The 12,573-nt window shown below is 65.5% G+C and carries 9 protein-coding genes; 5 read left to right on the forward strand and 4 right to left on the reverse strand.

The window, feature by feature from the left end; translation table 11 throughout:
• Positions 1-178: 178 nt before the first annotated feature.
• The 3 genes from CH339_RS08610 (at position 179) to CH339_RS08620 (ending at position 4,947) form a co-directional block, all read left to right on the forward strand.
• The gene (locus tag CH339_RS08610; RefSeq protein WP_244668955.1) at positions 179-601 is read left to right on the forward strand and encodes a hypothetical protein; all 423 of its coding nucleotides are present in this window, start codon (positions 179-181) and stop codon (positions 599-601) included.
• A gap of 144 nt (positions 602-745) precedes the next feature.
• Positions 746-1,696: an efflux RND transporter periplasmic adaptor subunit gene (locus CH339_RS08615; RefSeq protein WP_245408126.1), complete on the forward strand. Its 951-nt coding sequence runs from the start codon at positions 746-748 to the stop codon at positions 1,694-1,696.
• A complete protein-coding gene (locus tag CH339_RS08620; protein WP_111433939.1) occupies positions 1,693-4,947 on the forward strand; it encodes an efflux RND transporter permease subunit in 3,255 nt (1,084 codons plus the stop codon). The genes CH339_RS08615 and CH339_RS08620 overlap by 4 nt, the downstream gene beginning before the upstream one ends.
• 276 nt (positions 4,948-5,223) lie before the next feature.
• On the opposite strand, the gene CH339_RS08625 is transcribed toward CH339_RS08620, so the two are convergent.
• The gene (locus CH339_RS08625) at positions 5,224-5,850 is read right to left on the reverse strand and encodes a MarC family protein (RefSeq protein ID WP_111433953.1); all 627 of its coding nucleotides are present in this window, start codon (positions 5,848-5,850) and stop codon (positions 5,224-5,226) included.
• Positions 5,851-6,178: 328 nt separating this feature from the next.
• On the opposite strand from CH339_RS08625, the gene gyrA reads away from it, so the two are divergent.
• Positions 6,179-8,923 (forward strand): DNA gyrase subunit A, encoded by a 2,745-nt coding sequence (gene gyrA, locus CH339_RS08630; RefSeq protein ID WP_201240886.1) that lies wholly within the window; start codon positions 6,179-6,181, stop codon positions 8,921-8,923.
• 84 nt (positions 8,924-9,007) lie between these two features.
• Here the strand turns inward: gyrA and CH339_RS08635 are convergent, their stop codons facing one another.
• The gene (locus CH339_RS08635) at positions 9,008-9,346 is read right to left on the reverse strand and encodes a DUF1127 domain-containing protein (RefSeq protein WP_170138447.1); all 339 of its coding nucleotides are present in this window, start codon (positions 9,344-9,346) and stop codon (positions 9,008-9,010) included.
• Positions 9,347-9,467: 121 nt separating this feature from the next.
• Here CH339_RS08635 and gcvA point away from each other — a divergent pair, with 121 nt between their 5' ends.
• The gene (gcvA, locus tag CH339_RS08640) at positions 9,468-10,397 is read left to right on the forward strand and encodes a transcriptional regulator GcvA (protein ID WP_111433942.1); all 930 of its coding nucleotides are present in this window, start codon (positions 9,468-9,470) and stop codon (positions 10,395-10,397) included.
• An 82-nt stretch (positions 10,398-10,479) separates the two neighbouring features.
• Here the strand turns inward: gcvA and CH339_RS08645 are convergent, their stop codons facing one another.
• Both CH339_RS08645 and CH339_RS08650 read right to left on the reverse strand, forming a co-directional pair.
• Positions 10,480-11,580, reverse strand: coding sequence for an alpha/beta hydrolase (locus CH339_RS08645; protein ID WP_111433943.1), 1,101 nt, complete (start codon positions 11,578-11,580; stop codon positions 10,480-10,482).
• Positions 11,581-11,790: 210 nt separating this feature from the next.
• Positions 11,791-12,414 (reverse strand): LysE family translocator, encoded by a 624-nt coding sequence (locus tag CH339_RS08650; protein WP_111433944.1) that lies wholly within the window; start codon positions 12,412-12,414, stop codon positions 11,791-11,793.
• Positions 12,415-12,573: the final 159 nt, after the last annotated feature.

Below are 12,573 nucleotides of genomic sequence, written 5' to 3' on the forward strand. Positions count from 1 at the left end.
GTCCCGTCCTCGCGTGTTCGTGACAATCGTTGCGCGGGGCCGGCGTCCCGCGGCATCCGTTCCCTGCTACCATGGTCTCGGTGCGGCTCGGCCGGCCGAAACGCGCCGTCCCGTTTCTAACGCCCTCCGATTACAAAGGTTCAACGGCGGGCCGCAACGACTTTTCGGAAAAGATGTCATGAACGACCAGGCAGGACCGCCATTGTCAAAGCCCAACCGCGGTAACCTGGCCGCCGCCCTGGCGTTTGCGCTGGTCGCAGCCGCGGTCGTCCTGTCGCCCCGGCTCGCGGTCGCCGGCGCGGCCGACGTGGTCGCGGCCGAAGCGTCCAAAGCCCCATCCGGCGCCTGGACCTTCCGCGTCACCGTCCGCCATGCCGACGAGGGCTGGGACCACTACGCCGACAAATGGCAGGTCGTCGGCCCCGACGGCACGGTGCTCGCCACCAGGGTCCTCCACCATCCACACGTGAACGAGCAACCCTTTACTCGCAGCCTCAGCGGCGTAAAACTGCCGGCCGGCATCGAAAGCGTCACCGTGCGGGCCGGCGATTCGGTGCACGGTTTCGGCGGCCATGAGGCCGTCGTCAAACTCACCCCTTGAGTTTTCGGGTTCCGGTGCTCTATATAAGAAACAACTAATATGTGAGACTGGCCGCCGCGGCGGCAGCGACAGGTGGATTTCATGAAACGGACAATGCGGTGGGCTCTGCCGGCCGGACTTTTTGCTGCCGTGATGGCGGCCGGCGTGGCGAGAGCCGAAACCGAATTCAACGTCGAACGGGTCGACGTGGTCGACCTGAAGACGGTCTATGCCGAGGTGCGCCCGATCGACACGGTGCCCGGCCGGGCGCGGATCGGCGGCACGGTGGCGACCCTCAGCGTCGACGAGGGCCAGGCGGTCAAGGCCGGCGAGGTGATCGCCATGGTCGGCGATCCCAAGCTCGCCCTGACGCTCGATTCGCTGGCCGCCCAGATCAAGGTGGCCGAAGCCGAATACGATAACGCCGAGACCCAGTTGAAGCGTGGCCGGACGCTGATCCAGCGCGGCATCATCTCCCAGGCCAGCCTCGACGAGCTGGAGACGGCGGCCGAGGTCGCCACCCGCAAGCTCGATTCGGCCAAGGCCGAGCGTTCCGTCGTCGAGCAGCAGCTCGCCGAGGGCGCCGTGGAGGCCCCCACCGACGGCCGCGTGCTGACGGTCCCGGTGACCACCGGCGCCGTCATCATGGCCGGCGAGACGGTCGCGACCATCGCCGCGGAGGGTTATATCCTGCGCCTGGAAGTGCCGGAACGCCACGCCCGCTTCATGGCGGTCGGTGACAAGATCTTCGTCGCCAGGCGCCAGCTCGGCGCCGACGAGGCGGCGCCGGCGACGGTCACGGGCACCATCAAGCAGGTCTATCCGGAGCTGCAGAACGGCCGTGTCGTCGCCGACGCAACGGTCGAGGACCTCGGCGACTATTTCGTCGGCGAGCGGGCGCTGGTGCGGGTCTCCGCCGGCCATCGCTCGACCTATGCGATCCCGGAATCCTTCGTGAAGACGCGTTACGGCATCGATTTCGTCCGGCTGAAGCGGCCGGACGGCGAGATCGTCGACGTGGTGGTCCAGCTTGGCCGGCGCTTCCGCAAGGACGACAAGACGTTCATTGAGGTCCTGACCGGCGTTGCCGACGGCGACACGCTGGTGATGTCATGAATCTCGGCCTTTCGGGACGCCTGACCCAGGCGTTCATCCAGTCGCCGCTGACGCCGCTCCTGCTGCTCGCGGCGCTGGCCCTCGGCTTCGTCGCGCTGATGTCGGTTCCCCGCGAGGAGGAGCCGCAGATCTCCGTGCCGATGGTCGACATCTTCATCAATGCCGATGGCCTGAAGGCGCCGGACGCGGTCAAGCTCGTCACCGAGCCCTTAGAGACGGTGGTCAAGGCCATCGACGGCGTCGAGCACGTCTATTCCCAGACCTCCGACGACCGGGTCATGGTCACCGCGCGTTTCTATGTCGGTACCGATTCCGACGACGCCATCCTGCGCGTCCACGAAAAGATCCGCGCCAACCGCGATCGCATTCCCCTCGGCATCAACGAGCCCCTGATCGTCGGGCGTGGCATCGACGACGTCGCCATCGTCGTCCTCACCGTCGCGCCGAAGCCGGACTATGCGGAGAACTGGGACGACAACGCGCTCTACAACGTCGCGGAAGAACTGCGCGTCGAGGTCGCCAAGCTGCCGGATGTGGGCCTGACCTATCTCGTCGGCGGCCGCGCCGACCAGATCCGCGTCGAGCCGGACCCGGAAAAGCTCTCGCTCTTCGGCGTCACGCTGGAACAGCTCGTCGGCAAGGTGAAGCAGGCCAACCGCTCGTTCCTTGCCGGCCGCACCCGTGACCAGAACGCCAGCATCCCGCTGGTCGCCGGCCAGACCCTGCGCGGCATTCCCGATATCGGGCTCCTCCTGATCACCACCCGCGACGGCCGCCCGGTCTATGTCCGCGACGTCGCCAAGGTGGTGGTCGACGCGGTGCCGGAAGAGCACCGGGTCTGGCACATGACCATGGGCGCCGACGGCAAGCTCACCCGCGTGCCGGCCGTCGAGGTCGCCGTCTCAAAGCGCTCCGGCGCCAATGCGGTGGTCATCGCGGAAGAAATCCTGACCAAGGTGGAGCACCTGAAGGACCGTCTGGTACCGGAGGCGCTGACCGTCGACATCACCCGCAACTACGGCGAGACGGCGAACGAGAAGGCCAACGAACTCCTGTTCCACCTCGGCCTTGCGACGATCTCCATCGTCATCCTCGTCGGCCTCGTCATCGGCTGGCGCGAGGGCATCGTCGTCTTCATCGTCATTCCGACGACGATCCTGCTGACCATGTTCGCGGCCTGGCTGATGAACTACACCATCAACCGGGTGAGCCTGTTCGCGCTGATCTTTTCCATCGGCATCCTCGTCGACGACGCCATCGTCGTCATCGAGAACATCGCCCGCCACTGGGCGATGCGCGACGGGCGAACGCGCGTGCGTGCGGCCATCGAGGCCGTCGCCGAGGTCGGCAACCCGACCATCGTCGCCACGCTGACGGTGATCGCCGCATTGTTGCCGATGCTCTTCGTCTCCGGCCTGATGGGCCCCTATATGAGCCCGATCCCGGCCAACGCGTCGGCCGCGATGATCTTTTCGTTCTTCGTCGCGGTGATCCTGACGCCGTGGCTGATGATGAAGCTCGGCAAGCCCGAACACGCCGGCGCGCACGGACATGACGGCGGCGCGCGGCCCGGCGGCGTGCTCGGCGGCGTCTTCCGCATGGCGGCGAAACCGATCATCGCGACCCGCGCCGGCGCCTGGACGTTCCTCATCCTGATCGGCGCGGCGACGATCGTCTCCACCATGCTGTTCTACACCAAGGACGTCACGGTCAAGCTGCTGCCCTTCGACAACAAGTCGGAGATCCAGGTCGTCGCCGACCTGCCGGAAGGGGCGAGCCTTGAGGCAACCGACCGGGTGCTGGAGATGGCCGCCGAGCGGGTCGGCGACCTGCCCGAACTGGTCTCGATCCAGTCCCATGTGGGAACGGCCGCGCCCTTCAACTTCAACGGCCTGGTGCGCCACTACTACATCCGCTCCAACCCGGAGATGGGCGACCTGCAGCTCAACCTGACCGGCAAGGACGCCCGCGACCGGACCAGCCACGAGATCGCGCTGGAAGTGCGCGAGCGCCTTGCCGGCCTTGAGGTGCCGGACGGCACGTCGGTGAAGGTCGTCGAGGTCCCGCCCGGCCCGCCGGTGCTCTCCACGCTGCTGGCCGAGATCTACGGGCCCGATCCGCAAACGCGGCGCGAGGTGGCAGCCAAGGTGGCGAACCTCTTCCGCGAGGTGCCGTTCATCGTCGACGTCGACGATTCCTACGGCCGCAAGACGACCCGCCAGCGCATCCGCATCGACCAGGACAATCTGGAATACCATTCGGTCGAGGAGCAGGCTGTCTACGACGCCATCTCCGCGCTGATGGGCGGCGTCACGGTCGGCTATTCCCACCGCGGCTCGGGCCGCCATCCGGCCGAGATCGCGGTGCGGCTGCCGAAAAAGGACCTGCAGGTCACCGAGCGGCTGTTGTCGACGCCGGTGCCGGCGAACGCGCTCCCCGGCAACCGCTCGATCGTGGAACTCGGCGACGTCGTCGTCGTGGAGGAGGAGGAGACCTCCTACACCGTGTTCCGGCACAATGGCCGACCGACGGAAATGATCTACGGTGAGCTCGCCGGCGATTTCGAGGCCCCGGTCTACGGCATGATGGCCGTCTCCGACCGGCTCGACGACGTCGACTGGGGCGAGATCGGCAAGCCCGAAGTGCGCCTGCACGGCCAGCCGGAGGACGAGGCGAGCCCCGTGCTCCTGTGGGACGGCGAGTGGGAGGTCACCTGGGTGACGTTCCGCGACATGGGCGCGGCCTTCGCCATTGCCATCCTCGGCATCTACGTGCTGGTCGTCGCCCAGTTCGGCTCGTTCAAGCTGCCGCTGGTCATCCTGACCCCGGTGCCGCTGACCCTCATCGGCATCATGCTCGGCCACTGGCTGTTCTCCGCGCCGTTCACGGCAACCTCGATGATCGGCTTCATCGCCCTTGCCGGCATTATCGTCCGCAACTCGATCCTGCTGGTGGATTTCATCATCCACTCGCGGGCGAGCGGGCGGAGCCTGCGCGACGTGCTGCTGGAGGCCGGCTCGATCCGCTTCAAGCCGATCCTGCTGACGGCGGTGGCGGCGATGATCGGTGCGGCGGTGATCCTGTTCGACCCGATCTTCCAGGGCCTCGCCATTTCGCTGCTGTTCGGCCTCGTCTCCTCGACGCTGCTGACGGTCCTCGTCATCCCGGCGATCTATATTGCGCTGCGCGACGACCACCGGCCGTTCGGCGATGAGCCGAAGACGGAAGCGGCAGAGGGTGAGGGCGCCTGAGCGATAGCGTAAGAATGTGATTGAGACCGGCCGGTGTTCCTTCTGGAGCGCCGGCCGTTTTCGTTTTTCGGAGACCGTGGGATCGCACTGCACTCCATAATCGTCGGAGCAAGCGGCTGCTGGATTGCCGCGTCGGCCTTTCGGCCTCCTCGCAATGACATTGAAAAATATGCAGAATCACCACTCACCGTCATTGCGAGCGAAGCGAAGCAATCCAGGGGCGGCTTGTTCCTACGGTCCAGTTTGTACTCGCCAGCCTACACAGGCGCGTCCGGCCTACGCCGGCATGTTCGCCAGCGACCGGATCCCATCCGCAATGAACTGCACGGCCATGGCCGACAACAGCACGCCGAGGAGACGGGTCAGCACCATGCGGGCCGTCTCCGAGATGTAGCGGTCGAGGCGTTCGGCGATGCGGAACACCGCATAGACCATGGCGATCACCAGGAAGATGAGGCCGAGGAGGCCGGCGAGCGCCACAAAGGATTGCGTCTGGGTGGCGAGCAGGACCGACGCTGAAATCGAGCCCGGTCCGGAGATCAGCGGGATCGCTAGCGGAAAGACCGCAAGGTTGGCGGATTCGGAATGGTCGAGCACCTTTTCCGCCGTCGCCTCCTTGCGCTGCTGGCGCCGCTCGAACACCATCTCGAAGGCGGTCCAGAAGAGCAGCAGCCCGCCGGCGACCCGGAATGCGGGGATCGAGACGCCGAGGAGCCCGAGCACATTGTTGCCGGCGAGCGCGAAGAGCATCAGCACGATCAGCGCGATGACAGAGGACTGCGTGGCGATGCGCGCCCTTGTCTCGGCCGAGACGCCCGCGGTGACGGCAAGGAAGATCGGCGCCAGACCGATCGGATCGACGGTCACGAACAGCGTTGCAAAGGCGTTGAGGAAGAATTCCATGGCATCCTTTTCGGGGCCGCGCGCTCCGCGGCCGGCCGCCACAATATCAGCCACCTTTTGTGCGACAAGCAGGGAAGGCGGCGCCTTCGGTGCCGAACACCCCTTGAAAAGCTTCATTTCCGGTCTCGCAAACCGATGCGAAGATTTTGAAAATTAAAGCGATTTCGGCCAAGGGAATATGCATGGCGCAATTGCCCCCGGCCCAAGGAATCGGCTATAAACCCGTGTCACCCATCGCATAAGAGACATTTCCTTGCCGGATAGCGAAAACACGCCGCCGAAGGAATCGCTTCCTTCGGAAATACGCCCCATCTCGATTACCGAAGAGATGAAGCGCTCCTATCTCGATTACGCCATGAGCGTGATCGTGTCGCGCGCGCTGCCGGATGTTCGCGACGGCCTGAAGCCGGTGCATCGCCGCATCCTCTATTCGATGCACGAAAACGGCTATGACTGGAACAAGCCCTACCGCAAGTCGTCCCGCGTCATCGGTGACGTCATGGGTAAGTACCACCCGCACGGCGACAGCGCGATCTATGACGCGCTGGTGCGCATGGCGCAGACCTTCTCGCTGCGCCTGCCGCTGATCGACGGCCAGGGCAATTTCGGCTCCATCGACGGCGACCCGGCCGCGGCCATGCGCTACACCGAGTGCCGGCTCGCCAAGGTCTCGCACACGCTCCTCAGCGATCTCGACAAGAACACGGTCGATTTCCAGGAGAACTACGACAACTCCGAGACCGAGCCGACCGTGCTGCCGGCGCGGTTCCCGAACCTTCTCGTCAACGGTGCGGGCGGCATCGCCGTCGGCATGGCCACCAACATCCCGTCGCACAATCTCGGCGAAGTGATCGATGCGACGATCGCAATGATCGAGGATCCGGCAATTACGCTGCCGGAGCTGATGGAGATCATGCCGGGACCGGACTTCCCGACCGGCGCGACGATCCTCGGACGGTCCGGAATTCGTTCCGCCTACGAGACCGGTCGCGGCTCGGTCGTCATCCGCTCCAAGGTCGAGGTCGAGACCGTCCGCAAGGAGCGCGAGGCGCTGATCGTCTCGGCGATCCCGTACCAGGTCAACAAGACGACGCTGATCGAAAAGATCGCCGAACTGGTGCGCGAGAAGCGCGTCGAGGGCATCTCCGACATCCGCGACGAGTCCGACCGCCAGGGCATGCGCATCGTCATCGAATTAAAGCGCGATGCGGTCGCCGACGTGGTCCTCAACCAGCTCTATCGCTTCTCGCAGCTCCAGAACTCCTTCGGCGTCAACATGGTGGCGCTGAATGGCGGGCGGCCGGAACAGCTCACCCTGATCGACATCCTGACCTCCTTCATCGCCTTCCGCGAGGAGGTGGTCAGCCGCCGTACCAAATATCTGCTGGCCAAGGCCCGCGACCGCGCCCATGTGCTGGTCGGCCTCGCCATCGCGGTCGCCAATATCGACGAGGTGATCCGCCTGATCCGCAGCGCGCCGGACCCGGCGACGGCGCGGGCGCAACTCATGGAGCGCCACTGGCCGGCCAAGGACATCGCGCCGCTGATCGAGCTCATCGACGACCCGCGCCACAAGGTCGCCGAGGACGGCACCTACCAGCTCTCCGAGGAGCAGGCCCGCGCCATCCTCGATCTGCGCCTGCAGCGCCTGACGGCGCTCGGCCGCGACGAGATCGGCGACGAATTGGAAAAGATCGCCGCGGAAATCCGCGACTATCTCGATATCCTGCGCTCGCGCCAGCGCATCCTGGATATTGTGAAGACCGAACTGACCGAAATTCGCGATGAATTCTCGACCCCGCGCAAGACCGAGATTGCTGACGGCATCGGCGATTTCGACGACGAGGACCTGATCCAGCGCGAGGATATGGTCGTCACCGTCAGCCATGGCGGCTACATCAAGCGCGTGCCGCTGTCGACCTACCGGGCGCAGAAGCGCGGTGGCAAGGGCCGCTCGGGCATGTCGATGAAGGAGGAGGATTTCGTCTCCCGCCTCTTCGTCGCCAACACCCACACGCCGGTGCTGTTCTTCTCCTCGCGCGGCATCGCCTACCAGATGAAGGTCTGGCGGCTGCCGCTGGCCGCGCCCCAGGCGCGCGGCAAGGCCCTTGTCAACCTGCTACCGCTGCAGCCGGGCGAGCGGGTGACGACGATCATGCCGCTGCCGGAGGACGAGGAAAGCTGGTCGACCCTCGACGTCGTCTTCGCGACCACCAAGGGCACCGTCCGCCGCAACAAGCTCTCCGATTTCATCGGCGTGCGCCAGAACGGCAAGATCGCCATGAAGCTCGACGAGGACATGGATATCCTCGGGGTCGAGACCTGCACCGAGAACCACGACGTGATGCTGACGACGGCGAACGGGCGCTGCATCCGCTTCCCGGTGACCGACGTTCGCGTCTTCCAGAGCCGGGATTCGGTCGGCGTGCGCGGCATCAATCTCGGCGACGACGACACCGTCATTTCCATGTCGATCCTGAGGCACTTCGAGGCCTCGCCCGATGAGCGCAACTCGTATCTCAAGATGCGCCGCGCGGTCGCCGGCGAGATCGGCGAGGCGCCCGAGATCGACGGCGAGGAGCCGGCCGAGGATGTCGAGCTGGGTCCGGAGCGTTATGCGGAAATGGGCGCGGCGGAAGAGGTCGTCCTGACGATCTCGGAAAACGGCTTCGGCAAGCGCTCCTCGTCCTTCGAGTACCGGATCTCCGGGCGCGGCGGCAAGGGCATCATCGCCATGACCGTCAACGACCGCAACGGGCCGCTTGTCGCCTCCTTCGCGGTGGAGGACGGCGACCAGATCATGCTGGTCACCAATGGCGGCCACCTCATCCGCTGTCCGATCGAGGGCATCTCCATGCTCGGCCGCTCGACCCAGGGCGTGCGCGTCTTCCACACCGCCGAGGGCGAACACGTCGTCTCCGTCAGCCGCATCAGCGAGGACGACGAGATGGACGGGGAAGACGACGGCGAGGAAGGCGAAGGCGGAGAGACCGGTCCCGATGCCGGCCCTGACGGCAACGATGGCGGCGCCGAAGGCCAGGCACCCGAAGGTGATGCGCCGACGGACGACTGATCCCGGACATCATCAAGCCTGCCGGCGACGACGCGGGTCCCTGGCCGTTTGGCCCGACCGGCACCGCGGCGCCTGTCGTCGGTTTCACCACCTGTTTTTCTGAGTCTTCCGGCCTTTGGCGACAATTGACGGGATGTCGGCCCGCCCGAGGCCGATATCCTTGAGCTGGTGATCGTTCAAGCTCTCCAGTGCGCGGATGGCAGTCCGGCGGTCGCGCCACCGGACAACCGGCCCGACGAGGCGCCGTATCCACGTTGCGGGACCGCTCCTCGCGGCAAGGGCGTCGATGCGGCGGCCCTGGCGCAGGACCGGACCGGATGCGCCCCGCGAACCGTTCTCTCCAATACCCGAGCACCGGGCTCCGCACATCTGTCCGACGATGTCCGCGTCCATATGAAATAGAATTTTTTGATCCGCATACATGCGCTGTTCCTTTCGCGGCAAACCCGTGCATTCCGTATCTAGGCAAAATCTAGGGACAATGCGGAGGGCCGACAAACGAGAAGAACTGGCGCGATGCATTAGATTTGCTATGGTATGAAACATGACCCGAGCGCTTCCGCCCCTGAACGCCCTGCGCGCCTTCGAAGCCGCTGCCCGCCACCTCAGTTTCAAGCTGGCGGCGGACGAGTTGAACGTGACGCCCGCGGCGGTCAGCCACCATGTGAAGGCGCTTGAAGATGCGCTGGGTGTCGACCTGTTCCATCGGCTGACGCGCGCGCTGCGTCTGACCGATGCGGGTGAGGCGGCCCTGCCGGTTCTGACGGAAGGGTTCGACAAATTGGCAGAAGGCGTGGACGAGATGCGCACCTTCTGCGATAGCGGCCTGCTGACTGTGAGCGTCAGTCCGTCTTTCGGGTCCATGTGGCTGGTGCCGAAGCTGGACCGGTTCCGGACACGGCATCCCGACATCGAGATCAGGATCGACGGCACCGACCGTCTGGTCGATGTCGCTCGCGGCGAGGTGGATGTGGCGATCCGCTACGGGCTGGGCGACTACAAGGGAGTGCGGGTCGACCATTTGTTCAGCCAGCGCAACATCCCCGTCTGCAGTCCGGCCCTGCTGGACGGCGACACGCCGCTGGCGCGCCCGGAAGACCTGCGGCAGCACACGCTACTGCATGTCGAATGGTCGGACGCGCAGGCGAGCTGGCGCATGTGGCTCATGGCGGCGGGGCTACGCGACATCGACCCGATGCGCGGCCTCCATTTCACGCACGAGGGCATGGCGGTGGATGCCGCCCTGGACGGCCAGGGTGTGGCTCTGGTCGGGGACAGGATCGTCGCCGGTCATCTGGCCGCCGGGCGCCTTGTCCGCCCGTTCCAGCCGGACCTCAACACGCCGCTGAATTTCTGCTACTACGTGTTGAGCGGAAGGGATCGTCTCGCGCGGCCGAAGGTGGCGGCGTTCCGCGACTGGCTGATCGAAGAGGCGCGCGGGCAACGCCCGGGTGCCGGCGTTGAGGCTCAATAGGCGGCATCCGCGGCCCGGCCCAATGCGGGAGCCGCGCAAGGCCGTGCCTGCCAATGGCTCGGCAGACACGGCGCGCATTCTCTTAGGCCAGGTGGCTTTCGAAGAACGACTGCAGCTTGTCGAAGGGGATGATGTCGACCTGGTCGTAGAGGTCGCAGTGGTCGGCCCCGTCGATGATCATCAGTTCCTTCGGCTCGGCCGCGGCGGCATAGGCGTCCTCGCTGAAGTAGCGCGAATGGGCCTCGGACCCGGCGATGATCAGCGTCGGGCGCGGCGCGATCTCGTCGACATAGGTGAGCAGCGGCATGTTCATGAAGGACAGCGGGTTGGTCACGGTCCAGCCGCCGTTCGAGTTGACCGAGCGCTTGTGGTAGCCGCGATCCGTCTTGTAGTAGCGGAAATACATCTGGATCATCGGGCTATCGATGCCGTCCAGGCTGTCGGGCAGGCCGCCCGCCATCGCCGGCTCGCCGGCCTCCACGTCGGCCCAGCGCTGGCGGCTCATTTTTTCGAGCGCCGCGGCGCGCTCCTCGGCGGTCATCTTGTCGTAATAGCCCTTCGCCATCACGCGGGACATGTCGTACATGCTGGCGGTCGCGACCGCCTTCACGCGCTTGTCCGCCGCAACGGCATTGAGCGCCATGCCGCCGAAGCCGCAAATGCCGATGATCCCGATCCGCTCGCGGTTGACCCCCTTATGCAGGCCGAGATAGTCGACGGCCGCCATGAAGTCCTCGGTGTTGATGTCGGGCGAGGCGACGTCGCGCACCTCGCCGCCGCTCTCGCCCACATAGGACGGGTCGAAGGCCAGCGTGATGAAGCCGCGCTCGGCCATGGTCTGGGCGTAAAGGCCGGCGGCCTGCTCCTTGACCGCGCCGAACGGGCCGGCGACGGCAAGGGCGGGAAGCGGTTCCTCGCCGCGGTCCTTCGGCATGTAGAGATCGCCGACGAGGGGCACGCCGTAGCGGTTGGTGAAGGTGACTTTCTCATGGTCGACGGCGTCGCTCTTGGGGAAGGTCTTGTCCCAGCTCGTCTCCCAGGTGGCGGCAGATTGCGCCAAGGCGCGCGTGCCGGTGAACGAGGCCGCGCCCAGGGCGGCGGCGGCGCCGGCAACCTTCAGAAGATTGCGGCGGTTTGCATCGGGCGTATCGGTGGCTGTTACAGATCGGGTGAAGTCGGTCATTGCGTCGTCTCCTGACAGATGGTGCCAATTCCGCCACCTAACGTAGGAGCGACGTGACACCCGGATTAGTCCGCCGCTGTCGCATGCAACCATGAGAGAAATTCATGAATTGCCCGGCGCTTTGACGCCGGTGGGCCACGGGAGTTTTCTGCGCCGCCGCAGGAATTTGTCGACAAGGCTCATGAGTTGCATGCCGACGCCAAAAAGCCGTCATTGCCGCGCGAATGCGGAGCGGATGAGGCCGATTCCCGCAACGGCAAACAATCCGGAAACCACGCCATCGATCCACCTGCGCGCCCTGGCGTAGCCGTCCATTGCGCCCTGCGTGGAGAAAACGACCGCATAGGTTGCGTAGATCAGGCCGCCAAGGACCATGCAGGTCCCGGTGGCAAGGACGACCTGGCCGGTGCCGCTGCCATCGCCCAATCCGAGGGAGAGGACGGCCATCCACGCAAAGACCGCCTTCGGGTTAGAGAGGTTGAGCAACAGGCCGCGGAGAAAAGCGCGAGGTTTCTTCGCCATGTCCGTCGGAGCGGCCCGTGGCCGGGCGGCAGATCGCGCCGAGCCGTATGCGAGCCAGAGCAGGTAGGCGCCGCCGAGCAGTTTCATGGCCGTCAGTGCGCCGGTGGATGCCTGCAATATGGCCCCCATTCCGGCAGCGGCGACCACCCCCCAGACTGCCAGCCCGACGGCAAGCCCCGATCCGAAGACGAGACCCGCCTTTCGCCCCGCACTCATCGATTGGGATGCGACAGCAATCGTGGCAGGTCCCGGGGAAGGCGCCGCCACGAAGAAAGCGGCGGCGATGGTCGCCAGATTTCCGATATCGAACATGGGCAAATCACTCCAGTGGATCCCCGGAGGGTATGCACAATTCCAAAATGCCGAAAGGGGCTCGCCCGGGCCCGCCATGGCGAAGACGCCAGCCCTTCCTCATCCATCTGCCGAATTCCAGGCAAAAAAGAACCGGCGTCGTTTCGGACGCCGGCTGAG

Origin of the sequence: Rhodobium orientis, from assembly GCF_003258835.1 — a bacterium.
In the GTDB taxonomy this organism is placed as follows: Bacteria; Pseudomonadota; Alphaproteobacteria; order Rhizobiales; family Rhodobiaceae; genus Rhodobium; species Rhodobium orientis.

Coding starts and splice junctions, on each gene's coding strand:
- CH339_RS08610 (WP_244668955.1), top strand. CDS start 179: ATGAACGACCAGGCAGGACCGCCATTGTCAAAGCCCAACCGCGGTAAC.
- CH339_RS08620 (WP_111433939.1), top strand. CDS start 1,693: ATGAATCTCGGCCTTTCGGGACGCCTGACCCAGGCGTTCATCCAGTCG.
- CH339_RS08625 (WP_111433953.1), bottom strand. CDS start 5,850: ATGGAATTCTTCCTCAACGCCTTTGCAACGCTGTTCGTGACCGTCGAT.
- gyrA (WP_201240886.1), top strand. CDS start 6,179: ATGAAGCGCTCCTATCTCGATTACGCCATGAGCGTGATCGTGTCGCGC.
- CH339_RS08635 (WP_170138447.1), bottom strand. CDS start 9,346: ATGTATGCGGATCAAAAAATTCTATTTCATATGGACGCGGACATCGTC.
- gcvA (WP_111433942.1), top strand. CDS start 9,468: ATGACCCGAGCGCTTCCGCCCCTGAACGCCCTGCGCGCCTTCGAAGCC.
- CH339_RS08645 (WP_111433943.1), bottom strand. CDS start 11,580: ATGACCGACTTCACCCGATCTGTAACAGCCACCGATACGCCCGATGCA.
- CH339_RS08650 (WP_111433944.1), bottom strand. CDS start 12,414: ATGTTCGATATCGGAAATCTGGCGACCATCGCCGCCGCTTTCTTCGTG.